The 19,842-nt window shown below is 46.8% G+C and carries 16 protein-coding genes; 3 read left to right on the top strand and 13 right to left on the bottom strand.

From position 1 onward, the window contains the following. Positions 1–205 precede the first annotated feature (205 nt). The 6 genes from ACFS7Z_RS24255 to ACFS7Z_RS24230 form a co-directional block, all read right to left on the bottom strand. On the bottom strand, positions 206–850 hold the full coding sequence (locus ACFS7Z_RS24255) for a trimeric intracellular cation channel family protein (protein WP_377490948.1): 645 nt from the start codon (positions 848–850) through the stop codon (positions 206–208). 590 nt (positions 851–1,440) lie between these two features. Beyond that, positions 1,441–3,771, bottom strand: coding sequence for an Ig-like domain-containing protein (locus ACFS7Z_RS24250; protein WP_377490945.1), 2,331 nt, complete (start codon positions 3,769–3,771; stop codon positions 1,441–1,443). A 553-nt stretch (positions 3,772–4,324) separates the two neighbouring features. Further along, a complete protein-coding gene (locus ACFS7Z_RS24245) occupies positions 4,325–5,314 on the bottom strand; it encodes a hypothetical protein (RefSeq protein ID WP_377490942.1) in 990 nt (329 codons plus the stop codon). 4 nt (positions 5,315–5,318) lie between these two features. Next, positions 5,319–6,803 carry an MBOAT family O-acyltransferase gene (locus tag ACFS7Z_RS24240; RefSeq protein ID WP_377490939.1) on the bottom strand — a complete coding sequence of 495 codons (1,485 nt, stop codon included), beginning with the start codon at positions 6,801–6,803 and terminating at the stop codon, positions 5,319–5,321. Positions 6,804–7,448: 645 nt separating this feature from the next. Beyond that, positions 7,449–8,492, bottom strand: coding sequence for an NAD(P)-dependent alcohol dehydrogenase (locus ACFS7Z_RS24235; RefSeq protein ID WP_377490936.1), 1,044 nt, complete (start codon positions 8,490–8,492; stop codon positions 7,449–7,451). Positions 8,493–8,690: 198 nt separating this feature from the next. Next, entirely contained in the window at positions 8,691–8,870 is a 180-nt protein-coding gene (locus tag ACFS7Z_RS24230; RefSeq protein WP_377490933.1) for a hypothetical protein, read from the bottom strand. On the opposite strand from ACFS7Z_RS24230, the gene ACFS7Z_RS24225 reads away from it, so the two are divergent. Both ACFS7Z_RS24225 and ACFS7Z_RS24220 read left to right on the top strand, forming a co-directional pair. Beyond that, the gene (locus tag ACFS7Z_RS24225) at positions 8,869–9,954 is read left to right on the top strand and encodes a sensor histidine kinase (RefSeq protein WP_377490930.1); all 1,086 of its coding nucleotides are present in this window, start codon (positions 8,869–8,871) and stop codon (positions 9,952–9,954) included. The genes ACFS7Z_RS24230 and ACFS7Z_RS24225 overlap by 2 nt on opposite strands. Before the next feature lie 104 nt (positions 9,955–10,058). Then, positions 10,059–10,442, top strand: coding sequence for a response regulator (locus ACFS7Z_RS24220; protein WP_377490927.1), 384 nt, complete (start codon positions 10,059–10,061; stop codon positions 10,440–10,442). Positions 10,443–10,460: 18 nt separating this feature from the next. On the opposite strand, the gene ACFS7Z_RS24215 is transcribed toward ACFS7Z_RS24220, so the two are convergent. The 4 genes from ACFS7Z_RS24215 to ACFS7Z_RS24200 form a co-directional block, all read right to left on the bottom strand. Continuing rightward, positions 10,461–11,564, bottom strand: coding sequence for a PAS domain-containing sensor histidine kinase (locus ACFS7Z_RS24215; RefSeq protein WP_377490924.1), 1,104 nt, complete (start codon positions 11,562–11,564; stop codon positions 10,461–10,463). A gap of 317 nt (positions 11,565–11,881) precedes the next feature. Next, positions 11,882–12,460: a heme NO-binding domain-containing protein gene (locus ACFS7Z_RS24210; RefSeq protein WP_377490921.1), complete on the bottom strand. Its 579-nt coding sequence runs from the start codon at positions 12,458–12,460 to the stop codon at positions 11,882–11,884. Positions 12,461–12,649: 189 nt separating this feature from the next. Further along, positions 12,650–12,988, bottom strand: a complete 339-nt coding sequence (locus ACFS7Z_RS24205) for a hypothetical protein (RefSeq protein WP_377490918.1) — start codon at positions 12,986–12,988, stop codon at positions 12,650–12,652. A gap of 608 nt (positions 12,989–13,596) precedes the next feature. Further along, positions 13,597–14,478: an SRPBCC domain-containing protein gene (locus ACFS7Z_RS24200; protein WP_377490915.1), complete on the bottom strand. Its 882-nt coding sequence runs from the start codon at positions 14,476–14,478 to the stop codon at positions 13,597–13,599. A 1,012-nt stretch (positions 14,479–15,490) separates the two neighbouring features. Here ACFS7Z_RS24200 and ACFS7Z_RS24195 point away from each other — a divergent pair. After that, positions 15,491–15,919 (top strand): hypothetical protein, encoded by a 429-nt coding sequence (locus ACFS7Z_RS24195; RefSeq protein ID WP_377490912.1) that lies wholly within the window; start codon positions 15,491–15,493, stop codon positions 15,917–15,919. Positions 15,920–16,382: 463 nt separating this feature from the next. Here the strand turns inward: ACFS7Z_RS24195 and ACFS7Z_RS24190 are convergent, their stop codons facing one another. Genes ACFS7Z_RS24190 through ACFS7Z_RS24180 form a run of 3 tightly spaced genes read right to left on the bottom strand, consistent with a single transcriptional unit; the run spans position 16,383 to position 19,678 of the window. Continuing rightward, positions 16,383–17,036 carry a hypothetical protein gene (locus ACFS7Z_RS24190; protein WP_377490909.1) on the bottom strand — a complete coding sequence of 218 codons (654 nt, stop codon included), beginning with the start codon at positions 17,034–17,036 and terminating at the stop codon, positions 16,383–16,385. A 2-nt stretch (positions 17,037–17,038) separates the two neighbouring features. Then, entirely contained in the window at positions 17,039–18,796 is a 1,758-nt protein-coding gene (locus tag ACFS7Z_RS24185) for a hypothetical protein (protein ID WP_377490906.1), read from the bottom strand. A 9-nt stretch (positions 18,797–18,805) separates the two neighbouring features. Continuing rightward, the gene (locus tag ACFS7Z_RS24180; RefSeq protein WP_377490903.1) at positions 18,806–19,678 is read right to left on the bottom strand and encodes a hypothetical protein; all 873 of its coding nucleotides are present in this window, start codon (positions 19,676–19,678) and stop codon (positions 18,806–18,808) included. Between the last annotated feature and the right edge of the window lie 164 nt (positions 19,679–19,842).

The following is a 19,842-nucleotide window of genomic DNA, read 5'->3' as shown; positions in this document are numbered from 1 at the left end:
TTCGGTTTTGCCACAATTTCATCATAACGCCTTCATCTAAATGCAACCTTTTCAAAAGGCACTCCTCGCTCGAGCGTACCCCCGACAGCGTAAGTGCACTAGCTAATCCAGTGTAATAGTATGAATCCTGTTTCTGGTGGAATGGCAGGCAGAAACAATGTGTGGCAGGGGCCTTACCTTCCTCTCCTGTGAAAAGCTGATGCTGCTATTCCTTCCTGCCTTTCCCTTCAAGGTTCAGAATAGGTAACTGGATATGAAATTTCACAGCTACTATCCTGGTAAGAATCACTGTTGTGGCAGCTAACAGCTCCACAACAGGAACCAGGAAGTCAAACTGGTAGCACACAAAGAACACAATGCCGCCTGCTATGCATGGCAACGCATATATGTCTTTCCGGAAAAGCAAAGGCACTTCATTGAGGAGCACGTCGCGGATGACGCCACCTGCGGTTCCAGTTATCGCACCCATCGTGACACAGACCCAGAATGGTAGCCCAGAATTTAGGCTCTTGGCTATTCCTACAGTAGTGAAAAGCCCAAGCCCGATGGTGTCGAACAGGAACAATGTGTTTCCTAACTTTAATAGTTTATCCCTGAAGAGTATGGCTGCAAGTAAGGCTGCCCCTGTTGTGAGCAGGTACGTAGCATCCAGCATCCAGAAAGGTTTCACATCCAGCAGCAGATCCCTGATGGTTCCGCCTCCAATCGCTGTTACCAGACCAATGACGTATGCTCCAAACCAGTCGATGTTCTTGCCTGAAGCCAATCTTATGCCGCTTACGGCAAAGGCAAACGTTCCTAAAAGGTCTAAGACCTCTGTAAAGCTAATCTCTGAAGAAACTGTTATCATGTTACAATAAGTGGTCGCCGCACGTTAACATGGCTGAAGTTCTGTGCAGGTCAGAAATATAGTGAATCAAGCCTTGCCTGATTAACAAGATAGGAAAGATTACGCTCTTCTGATGTTTTCCAGACACATGTGCGGTGTTCAAAGTCAGCAGGAGCAATTACAATGATACTTTAAAGGGGATTAGCATCGAAAAGAATAAAAAAATGAGTGGCTGCTGTCTTTTCTAAGGAAAGAGCGCAGGAAAAGCATGCAGCGCTGCGGGAGCCCCTGGATAACCGAAGCCTTGAAAGGCAAAGAAGTCCTGAAGCTGATGGGAGACCACTTTCATTTATCTTCTCTACACGCGGACAAGTATGTCGGCAGCAGATTTGGCCCTGGACAAAGATGTTCAGGACAGCTTTCAGCAATTATTATGACGGCTATACAGCCGAAATATAGCAATGAGAAAGCCCGTGAGTTCATCATTTTCACAGGACTTTTGATTTCAGGTTCAAGAGGCCGGTATGGGAGATTTACCTAGAACCCTTGCCAGTTCTTTCACAAAAGTGAGCCTTTATCTGTGCTATCCAGGCAAGCCTGAAGCTTTACGTTTACGGCATTACAACAAGCTTCTTTGTCCACATCCTGCCTTCTGCTACTATTGTAAGGCTATATACTCCGCGTGGCAAATCAGAAACGTCGAGCTGCACAGCTTGTCTGTTACTATAACTTCTCTCGAATAATTTTCTTCCCGTGCTCAGTTCATGCAGCATAATGCTAGCTTCAGCGTTATAAGCCGGCAAGTTTATGTTCACCATGTTATCACCCGTTACTGGATTCGGGTATATTACCGGCTCCGCCAGTTCTTCGTCGGTAGCAGCAGCGGCTAACTTTGCTTTGGAGATTGCTTTCATGTTGCCTTTTCCAGGCTTAACAACGGTTACCTTTATCGCATCAGAGACTGTTTTAGCACCGGTATTGTCGGTCGCCAGGGCTGTGATGTAGTAGATGCCTGTATGTGGTTGCCTCCAGCTATAGGTGTATGGGGCACTGAAATCCTCGCCCAACTTAGTGGAACCGTTGAAGAACTCCACCTTGGCTACTCTGCCGTCCGCGTCGGAAGCGTTAACTGTAATATGTATAGGGTTTTGGGGAATCGTGAGGGTATGATTATTTCCTGGAGAGGTGATCTGAACTATCGGAGGCGAGTTGCCATCTACTCTCACCGCCACAGGAGCCGAGGTGGTGGTAGCGCCTAAATTGTCAGTTGCCTTAGCCGTAATAGTGTAAGAGCCTGCCGCAACACCGCCCCAGTTGTAGGTATATGGTGCGTTAAGATCCTCGCCAAGTTTAATGCTGCCGTTAAAGAACTCCACCTTGGTTACACTGCCGCCCGCGTCGGAAGCGTCCGCTGCCATATGAATGGTGGCCGGAGCCGTAAAGCGCTGCCCGTTGGTTGGAGAGGTAAGGCTTACTATGGGGCTAACATTGCTCGGCACAGTGCCTGAAACAAAGTACTCACCAAGGGAGGCATAATCTGAGTTAGCGCCGAGATCTCCCTTCGATCCATCTATCTCCAGATAGTAGGTGCCCGCTGCCAATGTCTGATCAAAGGAGGCGGCAAGCGTAGATGGGTTTGCTGTGGATACGGTGGCACCGGTAGAATTCTTAAGGGTAAGCAAAATGTCCAGGTTCGGATACGAGGGGTCAGGTTCTGCCTGCAGGATGACACGGCCTCCACTGGTGGTGAAAGAAAACACATCCACATCGGTTCGTGTAGCGACTACTCCTTTGTTGACAGATGGCGACACCTGGCCACTCCCAGCCACGGTCAGGGGTGATGCATTCTCCCTGGTGTTGCCGTGATCATCGCCCCTGTAGCCGAACCCATTTTGAGTGGTGATGATTTGAAGGTCATCCTGTGTATTGCTGGCATATGGGTATTCTCCTTTGCTCCATTGCACGACTGAGCTATAATAGCCTACTCCCATGATTGGAGCCCATTCCTCGTGCCCATAGTAATATTCTTCGATATATGGGTTGCTCCTTCCATCATGAGACAGGCCTAAAGTATGACCTATTTCATGAGAGCCTGCCTCTCCTGCTCCTTTTATGCTCCCATTCCACACAAACGCGGGCGTTTCGCCATGTGTACTGGCAAAGGTAAAGGAGTTTACGTACGCAGCTCCTCCGGCATTAGGGTAAAAGTAATTAGTAGGGGTAAAAATCACGCGCATCCGGCTGGTTGCAGGCGCACGGTTAAAGACTGCTTCATTTGTAGTTACATTCAGAGCAAAGGGGCGAAAGTCTTCACTTACCATTTTCCATACCGCTACCATTTCGGCATCCGTGAGGAATGCTGGAGCTGCAACAATGGGTTCCCCATAGGTAAACCTGGAGTTCCACAACGTATTGCCTACCGTCTGACCATCAAAATCCAGCAATACAACCGCTTCAGCACCAGGCAGGCTCTCCAACCCGGGCACCGCTGCTACCGCAGTGCCGCCCGGCATATCAGATGTAGCCACTTTATCCGGGCTTTCCTGATATTCAATGCACAGAATCTTGTCAATATCCTTCTCTACCAAATAAACAGAGCCGTCTGATGAGGACGAATAATCATAGTATTTTTTCTGCTCCTTTAAGATGATGGAACCAGATACGTCATTGCCCACAATTTTCAGGTAAAATGTGCCGTCTTTTGTATTTTCAACGTCACCATAAAAAATGTCTGCTGTTCCTTCTTTTCTGCTGCGCTTTAAGTTCAGAACAAGCTGGCCCTGAGTCACTTTCTGACTTAGCTGAGCATGGGTACCTTTAGCCTGCTTTCCCTTCGCTTTAGCTTCAAATTTCGCTTTGACCTCTGACGCTTTCCCTACTTTAAGCTTCGCGTTTGTTTGTGCCTGAAGTTTTAAGACGCATCCTATAGAAAGCAAAAGCATAAAAAAAAATTTAGTATAAGTGTTCATAGGTATTAGGCTGGATCCAAGTAGAAAAACAGGAATAGAAGAAATTTCTGATGGGTATACTATATAAGAGGAATGATATCTACTATATAGTGGTATTAATAAAAGTATTTGTGTAAATATAAATTAATTTTTTAATGATAATATAAATGAATCAATTAAAATTTTAATTTATATATACAGGAATTTATGAATTATTGTGAGGGATATAGAGACAGGGAATGAAGACAAAAGAACTCATTGTGCCTCCATCATGAAGGGAAGCATAAATAAGGCATCATCCCAAAATGCTGTTTTAGATGATTAAATTACCTGCACAACAAGACTTAAGTAGCCTTATCACAGGTATAGGTTTACACAAAGTCAATTGGAATGAGGGAAAGGGCAGTCAAGAGAAACCCAGATTGCCGAACATCTCTGCGGCGACTTGGATTACTGTCAACTGGAGAAAAAAGCAGCCTGAATTTTTACCAGGGCCGCCGTTGATTGCCCTGGAGGCTCGAGCAGAAGGAACTAGCAACAAATCAACTTATTGATTTAATGCGCTAGTGTTATTTAAATATAAATCATCGTAAAACTTCTTGATGAAAGCAGCGTTGAATTTTTCCACACCTGCCTGGCTTAAGTGGTCCTTGTCATAGAAGTCGCTTTGCGAATCTAAAATGAGTCCTTCTTCTGTGTTATAATCAATTAACGGTATGCTGTAATCAGAAGCTATACCCCCTGCCAAATCTGTAAACTCCTGGTAGTTCTGTACCGAATTGAAGTATTCTTTTGTGACAGGAGTAACAACAAATATCAGCTCCACATTATGTTTTTTGCAGAGGTTAATAATCTTTTTCAGATGATTTACCTGTAGTTTATTGGGTGTAAAGCGGTACTTGGGCTGATGCGCCAGTTCTATATCGCTCATTAGATTCCTATCCATTTTAGATGCTACATAACCTGCACCTATATACTCATCGCTAAGAATTTCTTTCTGTGCACTGGTGTCCAGTGGAGATATCATCTGATTGATATAACTTATCAGAAAGCTATTCAGCAGCACTATGTCCCGGCTCTCCCACACCATGTCCAGAAGAGTTCCTCTTATTTCAGAGTTCGAGATAACATCGGCTCCAGCCTCTGTGGCAGGCATAGACAACACATTCCAGTATAAGTCCATCACCACGTATCTGGGATTGATTGCAGGAAGGTGTTCCTTCAAAAGATAATATGAAACAAAGGGTGTTTGAGATGGAGTACCTAAGTTAAACGTCCGTATGTTGTGCTGGTTAAATATCCTGGGGTCAAAGCCTCTGTACACATGGGATGATCCGATAAACAACATGTCTACACCCTGAACCTGCTTTGCCTCCTGTAGTTTGACAAGAGTATGGCCATACCCGCCATGTGTATACCTGGCATTGGGCAGCCAATTTACTTTTCCTATGGCAAGCATCAGGAATATTATACCGAAGTAAGCTAAAGCTGTAGCTAACCCTACGCCAAGTATCTTAAGTAAAAACTTTCTTTTCATTTTCCTAAAACTGAAAGTAAATAAATTCAGCATCAACGAAACGACCCGTTAATAATATAAGAGCCGCCCCCACCCCATAAGCAGTAGTTCTTACTATTGCATTGTGCTTGGACATGTCTATTTTCCAGCCTGTTTCAGAAAGCAACTCCAGCATAACGAACACAACTAGTGCCATACAGCTCAATATAAAGACGTGGTCTGCTTGGCTGAACATAACCCACGCTCTCCTCAGGCCTCTTTCATTTGTCAGCATCTCGCTCAATGATTCTGACATCCCGGTGAACATGTGGGTAGAGATATACAAGGCATCAGAGACACTGTTTGCCCGAAAGAATATCCAGGCTAAACAGACCAGGGAAAATGTAGTCGCGACCTGCAGGAAGCTGTAGAAGCTTTTATTTGAATCAAGCCTGAATTGTTTCACCAGTTCACTTCGTTTATCTGCTGTTAAAAAGCCAAACACCTGATAGAAGCCATGCAGTGCACCCCACACCATAAAAGTCCAGTTGGCTCCGTGCCATAGCCCGCTTACCAAGAAAACAAGGAAGAGGTTATAGTACCAGCGCCACTTCACCACACGGTTTCCACCCAGTGGAATATACAAATAGTCCCGGAACCAAGTAGACAGGGAGATGTGCCAGCGGCCCCAGAACTCCCTGATGGACCTGGAAAAGTATGGCCTCCTGAAGTTCTCCATTAACCTGAAGCCCATTACCTGGGCAGAACCGATAGCTATGTCTGTATAACCCGAGAAGTCACAGTAAATCTGGAAAGCAAAGAAGACGGTTGCCAGAATAAGAGGAATGCCCTCATAGTCTGTCGGGTTGTTGTACACTTGGTTCACCATCACGGCCAAGCGGTCTGCAATAACAACTTTCTTGAACAGACCCCAGGCCATGAGCTTTAGCCCGTTCGTTACACGATGATAATCAAAATCATGTTTCTCCCTGAGTTGGCCCAGCAGGTTTCCTGCTCTTTCAATAGGTCCTGCCACTAGCTGAGGGAAGAAAGTAACGAAAAGTGCAAAGATACCCAGGTGCTTCTCGGCCTTTATTCTGCCATAGTACACGTCGATGGAGTAGCTCATGGTTTGAAAGGTATAAAAGGAAATTCCCATGGGCAGGAGCAACTCAAAGGCAGGGGCAGCATAGCCCACCCCTAAAACCTCTGCCAGGTCGTGGGCAGCGCTGCTGAAGAAGTTGTAGTATTTGAAAGTGAAGAGGATGCCTAAGTTTGACAAAAGGCTCAGCCAGAGCCAGGGCTTCCGCTTTGCCTTGCCTTCTTCTGTGTATCTGTCCATCATCCTACTGCACAGGTAGTCTATTAAGGTGGAGATAACAAGAATAATGGCATAGTCCACGCGCCAGAACATATAAAAAGTATAGCTGGCAATGAGCAGCACAGCCCACCTGTAGCGGTACGGGAACAGGAAGTAGAGGAGAACTACAGTGGGGAAGAAGATAAGAAACTCGAGAGAATTAAAAAGCATATCACATACAATTGAGCAAAGCAACTAAAAGGCCTTTTACTTTGAACAGAATGATTAGTTACCTGACAAATGGATAACTAGTTTTACATTGAACTATACAGCAGCTATCCGGCACATACGCTAAATTTTTAAGTTTATATATATTTATCCTTATATACTTATTACACAATAATTAAGTTTCGGTTTATTTAAAAAAGATGACCCGGCACTCTAGCCCGCGGTACCGCAACGTTTACAACAGAGAACGCCTGCTCCCAGACGTTCAGCCAAAAAAATGGAAACTCATTCACTCCGTGCGGACGAATAGAAAAGACCTGGCTTTATGGAAGTAGCTTTATGTGAAGGGGTATAACTGTACAGCAAACATATCTGATACAACTTGCAGCCAGGCCGATAAACGTACTTGATGCTGATGCAAAAGTTAAAAGAGTACCGAGCGGATTACGCATTACCCATAGATATAGAGAAAAGGCGTCGCTGTTAACGGCTTCAAAGCTAGTGAGGTTATTTTATAGAAAAGGTTTTGCAAGAGCACCTGCTATAAAAACAAAAGCCTTCCGAATGAAGAAAGGCTTTTGTTTTTGAATAAGATATTTCTCAAACAGATATAATGTAAGCCCTTCTCGTGGTTTTGCAGGACTGGTTTTAGAGCGTCGATAGGTCAATCACAAACCGGTACTTCACATCGCCTTTCAGCATGCGCTCGTAAGCCTCGTTAATGTAGTCTATCGGAATAACCTCTACATCCGACAGGATATCATGCTCAGCACAGTAGTCCAGCATCTCCTGGGTCTCAGCAATCCCTCCTATCAGGGAGCCGGCAATGCGTCGACGGCCGAATATCAATGTGGCGGCGTGGAGTTCGGGTGCTTCCGGAGGAACACCCAGCAGTATCATGGTGCCGTCACGACGCAGCAGGCTGGCGTACATGTCCAGGCTTACCTTCGCAGATACCGTGTTGATGATGAAATCAAACGAATTCTTTACTTTCTCTAAAGCCTTTGCATCCCTGGTAACTACAAACTTGTGTGCTCCCAAACTTGTAGCGTCGGCCTCTTTCTCCGGTGATGTGCTTAAAACAGTAACTTCAGCGCCCATGGAGGCAGCTAGTTTCACAGCCATGTGGCCTAAGCCTCCCAAGCCTACCACTGCCAGTTTATGGCCTTTTCCTACCTTCCACTCGCGAAGCGGGGAATAGGTTGTGATACCGGCGCACAGCAGCGGCGCAACACGCGCCAGGTCCTGGTCTTCCCGTATCTTAAGCACAAAGTCTTCCCTCACGATGATGCGGTTCGAGTAGCCGCCATAGGTAGGCGTTTCCATACCAGGTTCAGGACTGTTATAGGTAGCAGTAAACCCTACTTCACAATACTGTTCCAGGCCCTCTGAGCAGCTGGAGCAGGAGCGGCAGGAATCTACCATACAGCCTACGCCGGCCGTTTCGCCCACCTGAAACCTGTTTACTTGCGTTCCCACTTGCACGACCCGCCCCACTATCTCATGGCCGGGCACGACAGGATACATGGCCCCACCCCATTCACTTCTGACCGTATGCAGGTCTGAGTGGCAGACACCGCAGAACAGGATTTCTATCATCACATCGTGCGCTCCAACGTCACGCCGTTCAAAATCATAAGGCGCTAACGGCTGAACAGGATCATAAGCGGCATATCCCTTTGCTGAAATCATAGTCTATAGTTAGTTAATGTATGCATTGAAAAACGGAAACAGGCCAATTTTGTTTGTGCCTGAAGACTAGTCAGCTGAAGATCTCCCTGGGTGGCAGCCACATGTCAAAGCCTGACTAACATTTAATTTTTTCCAGGGTCCGCTCTGCCATAGCGAGCAACAAGAAATTCCTGCCGCTCAGGAAAGGCGCTGCTGCTGTTATTTTTTTCCGGTACGCATACCTGCCGCAGCACCTGCTTTGGCTCTATAAGAGCTGGTGTGCACCTCATCTGCAAGGAAAGCAGGAAACATTCTGTTTGCTGGCTCCTGAGTAGCAGCAGTATATTTTTTCATTATTCTATGTATATTTAGAAACATAAGTACAAATTCTCTTTCCATGGGACAACCAGCCAAAAAGACTGAATCACAAAAAAAGCTTATTGATCTGAACGATGAGTTGGAGAACTATTTCAGCAACACCACCATTCCGCAGCTTTTTGTAGATGCCAATCTGATACTCCGCAAGTTCACCCCTCCTGCCATGACGCACTTTAAGCTAGACCCGGCCGGCATTGGCAGGCACATAGACGAACTTTCCAGTAACATCCGTTTCCCAACCATCATCGAGAACATAAAAGAGGTTATTGGAAGCAGCAAGGACCTGGAAAAAGATATCCAGACGACCGACAGAAAGTGGTACCAGATGAACATCCTGCCCTACATCATCCGGAAAGAGAACAGAACCAATGGCGTCATCATCACCTTCATAGACATCAACGACCGCGTTGAGGTGCTGCAGGAGTATGAGAAGCTCAACAAGACGTATGAGAACATCATCTACAGTATTTCGCACGACATCAAAGGGCCGCTTTCTAATATGAAGAGTCTGATTGGCTTGCTGAAGGCTACATCCGGCAGTGAAGAAAACACACAGGAGCTATTGAGCCTGCTGAGCCTGTCCCTGGACAACCTCCGCAGGACGGTCGCGGAACTCTCAGACATAAAGGACAGTGACACCAATTTCGCCAGGGAGGCAGAGCGGGTGAACTTTGGGAACCTGATTGAGGATGCCCAACTTGCCCTGACGGATAAGATTCATAAAACTGGTGCGCAGGTAAGATGTGAATTAAAGGAAACAGAGATTAACCTCTCCCGCAAGAATGTCAGGAGCATCATCTATAACCTGCTGAGCAACGCCATTAAGTACAGAGCACCGGACAGGGCACCAGCGATATGCATCACAACAGAAAAGGCAGGTACGTACACGCTGCTCTCCGTCAGCGACAACGGGCGTGGCATAGAGGAAGGGATGCAGGAGGCAATATTTGAGCGTTATACCAGGCTAAGGAAGGATGTGAAAGGGACAGGTCTGGGTCTGTTCATTGTGAAGAGAATGGTGGAGGATACCGGGGGTAAGATTAAGGTGGAGAGCACGCTGGGAAAAGGCACCTGCTTTAAGGTGTATCTCAAGGGGCAACAGTAACCGCCATTTACCACTGCCCCTGCATTCATTTGCCCCTCCAGATTCTGGACAGATGGGTATAACATCTTAAACACTTTTTTTAAAAATCAGCTCACCCAAACTGTATGAAACAAGTTGAAAGAGTTTTAGTGATAGATGACGACATAAACTTCGTTTTCCTGACAAAGCGGCTGCTTAGCAGTGTGGGAATAGGAAAGCAGGTAGAAATTGCCTACAACGGAGCACAGGGGCTGACACATATTAGAGAGGCAGCTTCGCAGGGGCGGCTTCCGCAGCTTATCCTGCTGGACATCAAGATGCCGTTAATGGATGGATTTACTTTTATGGAAGAACTCGTTAAGCTGAACATGAACCTCACCGACACCAGGATTGTGCTGCTCAGCAGTTCTCAAAGCCCATGGGACAGGGAAAAGGCAGCCAAGAGTCCGGCAGCCGCTTTTCTCCACAAGCCGCTCACTAAAGACAAGCTTCGGAGCATCATGGCGTAACCGGCGGCTCCGGGGCCTCTACTCTTTCGGCATCAGGATATAAAAAGTAGTGCCGGCATTCTCCTGGCTTTTGAAATTTATCTTCCCCCCGTGCAGATCTATAATTGTATGGATGATGGACATGCCAAGGCCTGTTGTCTTTTCTCCCCGCAAGCCCTCCCTCCGTGCTTTCGTGAACCTGTCGAACAGGTAAGGCTGCATCTTTGGCGGAATGCCGATGCCGTTGTCAGCCACCGTCAGCAGCACGTGGTCTTCCTTTTCTTCCACCGACACGGTGATGCGGCCATTGTCGTGGGTGAATTTAATTGCATTGCTTACCAGGTTGTTCATGCACTGCATGAACTTCATTGTGTCTACGTAGAGGTATACAGGCTTTTCAGGGGATATGAGGCTGAAATGTTTGTCTATCAGCTTTTCCCGCTCCTTGTAATTATCCATCATGATAGAGATGCTGTTGGCTACATCCATCTGCTCTTTGTGCAGCACCACCTGCGAGGATTCCAGGAACTCGTTGTCCACGAAGTCCCGAATCATGTCAGAGCCTTTGATGGCATCCTGCCGGATGAATTCTATTAATTTGCGGGTGTCCGGGTCTTCCGGTTTTATCTGCTCTTCGAGGGCATGGATGGCACTTTGTATGTTGGCGAAGGGGGCAGCCAGGTCATGAGAGAGTATCTCCAGGGTAGAGTTCTTTTTGTTGTTGTACTTCAAGAGGTTATGAGCGTACTCTTTTTCCTCTGTGATGTTCTCTGCATACCCCCCAATCAGGTGCTGAGGGCACTCCTCACTTCTTAAATAGCAGGCAGAAAGGCGAATCCACTTGATGCGCTGGTCAGCCTGCACGATTCTGAACTCCGCTTGAACCTGCTCCCGCGTAATCTTCAGCTTCTGGTACTGGTGGGACAGGAACTCCCGGTCATCTTCATGAACGTAAGACAGCAAAGCAACAGGATTGGTCACGTCTGCGGGCTTTATCCCCCAAAGCTGTTCGAATGCAGGGGCGATATGGGTAAAGACGCTGCTGCTGGTGTCATAGCTGAAATACACCTGCCCGAACTGTTGGGCCACCTGTTCCATAAAGTTACTACCAAATGTGTTATTGTCTTCCATGAAGAGTGCCATGTTGTATTTTGAAATGATTTCTGACGATTAAAACAAAAAGGTGTTCTTATACTGCCACTCAGAGTTCAGGTCACTCTTTCATCTTCTCCTTTATCCACTGAAACTTCTCCTGCAACTTCGCCTTGTTCCTGCAAAAGCAATGAAGTTGCAGCAGGCTATTACCTGATTTGTCGGCGTTCCCCTCTTTCACATCTCACCCCCTGATGAGTTCAGGCATATACGCCTCAACAGAGGAAACGTCAAATAAAAGAGGTGGTAAGGGGCAAACGCACCATTCTTACCGGAGAAGCCTCAGGCTGTTTTTAGAAAAGCGCATACTAAACCAGCCGCGGGAAATCCACTACTATCTGAACTCTCTCCTCTCCTATCGGCGTCATGAGCGTGACCTCTACTTTGTCGCTTTCGTCATAGTACCTGGCGATGCCCTTGATTATGCCCACGGCTACTCCACCCATCCTGCGCTTAGAGTGGTAATCCACTATCAACTGTCTCTCCCCCTTCTTTGTCACCAGTAGCATGGGCGGAGATGTCCTGCCGTCCTCTTTCCTGACGGCAGCATGCACAGTCTTTTCTGTGTTAAGCAGCATGTCGTAGGTGCGCCACTCCGGGCGCATGTACTTTTTGTATATTAACAGCAGGTCAGGCACAAGAGACTCCCCGTACATTTCCATTATCTGGTGCGGTGGAATTCCCATCAGTTCAGAGGCTTTCCCTACAATAGCGAAGATTTCACTGGTGGGGTACATCTCGTTCATATGGTAGGGAGCATGCCTGACGCCCGACGTTTCCAGCAGGTTCACCCATGTGCTGTACCCGTACAAACTCTCCACGAAGCGTTTGAGCAGCACGAAAATAGAGCCATGCATCCTGTCTTCGTTGGTGAGATTATCTTCCATATACTCTTCTTTTATAATCTCTCTTTTGTTCCTGCAAAAAGTTGTGGGGGCGCAAGATAAGAAGTACACAGCCTAAATGAAAGCTTGATCAAGAATTGCCCAGCAGCCATTCAATAGCCTGTGCTTGTTGCTAAAGTTCTGCAATTCGAACGGCAGCGCCTGCACTTCGCTGATGTGCCTGATGTTATGCTACGCAGTATTCTCCACCGTGGCACTTGGTGACTTAACCCGTGCCAACTTTTGCACCCGGGTTTTCGTGAGCCCCGCAGCAAGATAGGTGGCAATTTCCCGGCTCTCCACATTGCCAACAGAGACGATGGTTCTGGTCGAGTCGAGCAGGAGCCGCTTCACATCATAGATCTTAACGGTATCCAGCAAGGTGTCTATGCTGCGCTTTATATCGGAGAGAAAGTAGTCATGCAGGTTAGGGTACTCCACTTCCATAATATCGGTAGCCGGGTTATAATCTAACCTGATAAGACTATTGTCAAAGAGTACCATCTGCGTTCGGATTAACTGTGGGTTCAAAGATAAGCGTTTATTTAATGTTAAAAAGACCTGACATCCTGTTAACGCCGCGCATACCCGTTGAGCTGTCCCGATCATTGCTGTCCCTATGCTCTTTGCCTTCCATTATTCAATAGTTTATTGAATGGGCGCTAAATTTTACTGTACGGAGTGAAAGTGCTGAATATAGCCATCAGTTAACGAGACAGAAGAGGCTTAGGTAAAACACTCTGGTCATGTAACGTGAAGCCACGGTCAGCCATCCTGGAGGGAAGGGAAAGATTCTTTCTTTGAAGAGCACATATGCTTACTGAGCGCCTGCTGTAGGTTAATAAACAAACAAGGCTCCTTACAATAAAGAGCCTTGTTCATATAAAAAATGAATCAGTTTGAAAATCAGTATAGCCATGAAAACAACGGGCGCCTCACTTTTCTGGCAAAAATGTTGGTACAGGCTTTGGAGCCATCTTTTCAAAACAGCCTGTGAAGAAATGACCGTATGTTGTCTGCACATGCAGCAGTACAGCTTCCTAATCAAAATCAGCAACTATAGGAAGGGCCCCTGCGCCTGCTTAAAGCAATAAAATCATGACAAGAGACAGGGTTATGAATGGAACCGGCCTTTTTTATCAGGCTTCACATATTTCTTTTAGTTTATGCAGTGCTTTAGGCCAGGTTTCGGAAAAAAAAGTTTTATACTCCTGGTTGATGTCTATGTCTACTGAAAGCATGGTGGTGTTCTCATCTTCAGAAAAGGTGTAGTTCTCCATTGCCCCTGCCCAACCTTCCACTTCCACACCGCTGGTAACTTCAGTTCCGTTTTTAACCAGGCCGAGATGCTCTATACTGACAAACTGATTCGGGATGTTTTCTTTAATCCTGCTCACCATGCCTTCGGTGTTACCGTCTTTGTCTTCTCCCAGGAAAAGAATCTTAGTCCCCTTTTGCCAGGTTCCGCTATAGTGGGAGGTTGGGCTGAATACGGCGGTCCAGGCAGCATATTGCTTTTCATCCAGCATGGTCCGGTATACTTTTTCGGCTTTAGCGCTGATGCTTGTCTCAAAGTGCAGGCGTTCCGGTTTGCCTGAAGATTCCACATAGCTTTTGAAATTATCTAAAATTGCCTGCCATCCCGCTCGCTGCATTTCAACCGGGTGGGTCTGCTCCGCTGCAAAGGTTTCGGTAACGCTGGTTTCCCTGCCGTTCGGAACGAACAGTACCTGAACTTTCCGTCCGTCCTCAAGGGCATATTCTATTAGTTTGTGCTCCTGAATAGCCGTATAAATACCTGAAAAATCAAACCCCATACTACCGTCTCTGGCCTCCATCCTGGAAAGGAATTTCCCGCCTACTCGTAGATCGTTTTCTGCCCGAGGGGTATGCCATTCACCAGACGCATTATTCCACTGCATGATGTGCTGTGGCTCAGTCCAGTATTTCCATACTTTCTCTACCGGAGCCTGAATAGTAGTACTAACTTTAATGTTGGTAATTGCTGCTGTTGTTTCCATTGGTCCATCTTTTTTTATGTTGATATCTAGTTTAGTATTACAAATTTAGCAGGACAAACCCAGAAAGAGGAGGTGCAAAATTGACAAAAGAAGGGCTTTTTGCGACAAAATAGTGGCCTGTGGAATGCATGATTTAAATCTTCCGGCAAGAAAAGAAAATAAGCTGACGCACATTGGTTGACTGGTGCCTGGCTAAAGTAATCAGTAGCGGAAACTGTTCCCTGGCGGTCAGGGCCGTTTCATTCTCCGCTTTACTGGCACATTTTTTTAACCAGTTTTAAAAATGATGCAAGGTTTACAATCCAATTGGGCCAGAGGCCCAAAAATAGCATACATGAGCGAGGATGCTTGCCCATGGTAAGAAAGTTCAACCATCTATAACGGGAATGAAAGGTCCCTGCCCGAAAGGAGACAATTTCACATGCAACCTTCTTTCTCATAATCAGTGGACCGGGCACCAGCAGCATGTAAAACAACGAAAACAATTAGTTATACCATTTACTGATAAGAAACCTGAAAAATTCTCAGCACTACCTAGCAACACTTCATACTCCTGCAACTCCGCTACCATCAGTCCGTATGTACTCCTTCAATACCAGTGCATTTTTCACGTTTACATATAAGTCATAAGGGGGCACGTTCAGGCATGCTTGAAAGGGTTTAAGGTAACCCAGGCCTTTCCTGGGTTAAAATCCGAAAGCTAATCCTCATGCCCTGATGCGAAAGCTGTTGTGTTCCGGAATAGCGGTGGGTGGAGTGATAATACTATATAGCCCCAGTAAGTGCTACTTTAGTACCTTGAAACCCGGAAAAAGGATGGTACGCCCTATGCTTTCAAATTGACCAGCAAAGGCTGATGCAGAGACTACAGAGAGCAATTGGATGAGCCTAGAAACAAAGCATTGCTATTAACTGCCATCAAAGTAGATGGCCGTAGTTTTATTTAGTTTTTGTTTTTTTCTTTAGCTTTATAGGTAATATAAACCAGCTTGTATAAGCTGTATCCTATCTTATGTTGAAGGAAGTAAAAAATGTCTTTGGGAGGACATTTTACAAAATAGAATACAAGTGTGACGCCAATTTGGTGGAAGCCACATGGAATGGCACTGCTTCTAAGCAGGACTTAAAGCAAGCTATTATGGCTGGTTTAGAGTTGCATGAGCATACCCATTGTGCTTACAGACTGAATGATAATACAGATTTCTCGGGGCCATGGGCTGACTCTGTAACCTGGATAACGGAAGAGTGGCTGCCACGTGCCTATGCTTCAGGTATCAGGTTTTTAGCGCATGTGTCCCGCCCAGGCTCATTTGGTGAATCAGCAGGAGAGGCGATGCTTTGGGGTAAAATTGGTTCTCAAATAGAAGTTCAGCTTTTTTCAAACCGGGCAGATGCAGTTGATTGGCTTCAGACCATGCAAAGAGCAGCTTTTAAAGTATAAGTTACAACAAGTTTCTGCCCGGTCAGGCATTTGCATCATCTCAATGCCTGGCTATTTGAATGCAGAAAGCACCTTTAAAGCATAACAGCAAAAGTATTTTTACCTAGTGTCATTGCTAATCTATCTGATGAAGGGTGAAAAGAAGTGCAATGGTTCATAACATACATATAGCGCCTCCTTCAAATTAAGCGGAGAATTATACCCTATCTCTTGAACCGTAATCCATAGCATCCAGCAGCATTGATTGAGTATAATTCTGTCTAAGCTGCCGTAGATTCAGCTAAGATAGCTGCAATAAGCCTGTATTCCATTGTAAAGGTTTGTGCTCTCCATGCTTTGGTAGGGCCCCTACCCCCAGTAGCTCAACCCAAAGACTATAAACTCCTTCAGTCCGTGCCAACAGATGTAGTTATACTTAATAGGTCACCTGTGTCTTCATGAAAGAGGCTTTATGTTACGAGTATTATTCCCCTGTTTCCAGTGTACCTACTTTCGGCAATATCTGGATCACAAAGCGGCGATCGCGGATGTCTCCTTTGCGGCCTGCACCTCCAAAACCGCTACCGGCGGCAACCAACTCGATGCGGTCTTTCGGCAGTTTTATTCCCGCACTTTGCCAGAACTCCATCAGGGCCAGGGCGCGCTGGTAGCTTAGCTGCAGGGCATATTCCCGTTGGCTGACGTTGCGAGGGTCTCCTGCCGGGAAGCTGGCGGCGCGGCCATCAATTACGATGAGGTACTTTACATCTTTGTCGTCAATGGAGTTAATCACTTGGCTCAGGTTCTCCCCTGCCTTCCGGAGCGGTGCTCGGGAGCGCTGTGGAATAACGGCGCTGCTTTGCTCAAAAACAACATCTACCAGCAGTTCATGACGTTTATATTGCTCGTTGTACTGAAAGTATTCGTCGTCTAGGCGAGCAAGTGCGGCCTTGATTTCATCAAGCTTGCGCTTTTCCTGTACTTCTACCTGCAGACGGGCAATGTTTTCGCGGTTCTCCCGGTCTTTGCCCTGGAACATTTTAAAGCTGAGGACAAACAGCACCAGCATCACCAGAAAAAGCACTGTCATCAGGTCAACGTAACTGGGCCAGAAAAAATCTCTGCTTTCCTTGCTCATCCCTACCTCCTGTTATTCCCTCCGCCAAACAGCTTATCAAACGTTGCTTTAATCGGGCCTGGCTCCATGCTTTTTACCATATTCGCATTTAGGGCCTCAAGCTGCCTGAGGAGTTGCTGCTGAATGGCTGAATCAGTTTCAATTTTCTGAAGCAGACGTTCATTTGTCTGGCGTATTTCCCCTGACAGTTGCTGTTGGGTTACATTCAGCTTTTCCTGCTGCTGGTTTAGATTCTCGAAGGGCTGCATGTACTCCAGGATGCGGTTGTACACATTATCTTCGTTGAGCCTCCTGAAATGCTCCTGCCACTTCTCATAGGCGTTCTGCGCATCGCGCTCCTGGTGCTGCAGCCGCGCCTCCATCAGGTCTGTTAACCGCAGTGCGGCTTTGTCAAAGTATTGTTCTACACGGGCTCCGATGTTGCGTAAATCCTGCTCGTGTTGGCCAAAGAAGTTTATCTGCCGTTGAATAGATTCGTCGTGCTTCTGCAGATAACCTGGCACCTGGTCAAAGCCCTCCTGCAGGCTGGTCAGCCTGCTCAGCACCTGCTCTATACTATGCGTTAGCTCCGCCCCTTTTCGCACCGATTCATTTAATGCCACCTGGTACTGCATAAAGTTCTGGAACAGGTGCTCGCTTTCCTTTATTTTGTCAAACACCTGCAGGTTCGCGTTTGCCATTTGTGTGAAACCAATCTGGTCCAGCTTCTCTATAAATTCCTTCTGGGTGCTGATGTTCTCCGTGAGCGTGTCCACAATAGGCCGGAAGCCAAGCACCTTGTCCAGGAAGTCCTTGTTAAAAGAGTCCAGCACCGACTTCAGGTTGCCCAAGCTGGCAGCCATATCAGAGTTCAGCTTCGGCAGCAGGTGTGTTTGCAGGAAAGTATAGTATTCGTTCTGGTGTCTGTCGCGGGTGCTGCGGGCATTTTTGAGGGCATTGTTACCCAGTAAGGTGAGCAGAAGCCCACAAAAGCTGCCAGCCATCGCAATCAGCACCCCAAACAGGAAAGACGGGATGTTCTGATCCGTGATAAAGGAATCTGTCGCGGCTCCGGCCTCACCGGCACCTAAACCTGACCAGATAAGGCTCGATAAGCCGATTATAACTCCGGAAAATGTACCCAGCAAACCAATATACAGGGGTGTAGCTACGGTAGACTGTACCTCCGCATCCAAAGCTTCTGAAAAACGCTCCGACACATCCTTCAGGATATCAAAGTCAGCTGCGGCTCCTTTGTTACGCTTCAGATATGCGTTTGTGTTCCGGATAATCTTGCTGAAGGTATCAGACGGGTTGCGGACTTCAATCAGGTCGATAGTGGCCGCTCCTTTTCCCCCTGCGCCAACTGTAGTGATGAGTGCCTCCGGGTCTCCTTCCACCAGGTAGATGTTATTTCCCTTTACCAGCTGATCTAATTTCTCGACAGCAGTTTTATAGGAAGGCACGGCTCCGCCCTTTGCTTCAATGTGCAATACGCCATTCTCGGAAGAAAGAATTCTTTTCACAACTGGATTGGAAGACTTGAACTCCCTGAAAGGCTGACCTGCCAGCAGTTTCTGCCATAGCTGTTCAGAAGTTTGCCTTACTGAGGCAGGTGCAGCGGGATTATCGAGCAGATGCTCCCCCACTGAAAGCTGGTCTTCGGAAGGAAAGAGGTTCTTTATCAGCTCAATTTTACTTCTGGTGTTCCGGTATACATACACCTGATAGCCAAGAATAGCCAGTACTAAAAGAGCCTCAAAAATAAAAATGCCTTCCATGTAAGGGGTTTATCTGAAATCGATTCTTGCCTTTTCCTGAATTTTCCAGCCGTTGTTCACTCTAGTGAGGACCCCGTCCTGCTGCTGCACCACTGAACTCACCATGCGGTTAGAGGGCTTCTCGAAAGAGAAGGCATTCTCCAAACGGTCAATACCCTGCGCGATGACAAAAGCATGATTACCAGCCAGGTTAAAGCGATAATTTGTTATGTTGCTGCCATCAGCCGGAACATCTACCTCTAGGTAGCTGTCGGAGTCCGGCTGCTGCTGCAGCTGGTGCATCCTGATCAAACCGTCTTCCGGGATGATGGCATATTTGATTCCAGATTCTGCTACTACTGCCGTTGGAGTATTTTCTGCTGACCGCTCCAGGTTATCCAGAAAATCACCTTCTGCAATTTCCAGCTTTATAGATTTTGCTGCTCTAACTGGACGCTCCTCCCCTTGTTCCAGTGAGTTAGTTCTATCCATTGGTTCATTGCGTCTTCTGTTTTCCTTCTTTTTTCTTGGCTGAGGTTGTTGCGGGACATCCTGAGTTCCTGGAGATGCTGGTGAAACCTGCTGTGGTTGCTGCTGCCTGTCTCTTTGCTTTTGTCGCTGTTCCTGCTGTTGCTCCTGCCGCGGCTGCTTTTGTCGTGGCTCCTGTTGCTGCTCTTGCCTCGGTTGGTTTCTTCGACCAGGCTCGTTCGGCTCAATGGCTGGTTTGTTTCCTCTGCCCGAATTACCCTCCAGCTTACGGAGCCTCGCCTCCTGCGCGTTGTTCTTTTCCTTCAGCGTCTCTATCCGCTTTATTAAAATGCGGTGTGAGCTGCTGGCCCTAAGGAAAGCAAAACCAGCCCCTACAAGCGATATGAAACTTACTATGATTGCTAAATAATCCATAAATTCTTGTAATTTCTACTTGATGTAAAATTAGGTTAAAAATGCAGGTAAACATGCATTCATAAAGTATGGGAGGAAAAGAGCTGCAACTTTACCCGATAAAAGGTCGCTGGGGTAATGATAGGGATTCCCATTGTGAAACGGAGGTGCAGGAGGAGGTTTGA

It is taken from the genome of Pontibacter toksunensis (assembly GCF_042686245.1).
GTDB classification, from domain to species: domain Bacteria; phylum Bacteroidota; class Bacteroidia; order Cytophagales; family Hymenobacteraceae; genus Pontibacter; species Pontibacter toksunensis.
The sequence above is the reverse complement of the archived record's forward strand: the minus strand, read 5'-3'. Positions and strand labels throughout refer to the sequence as shown.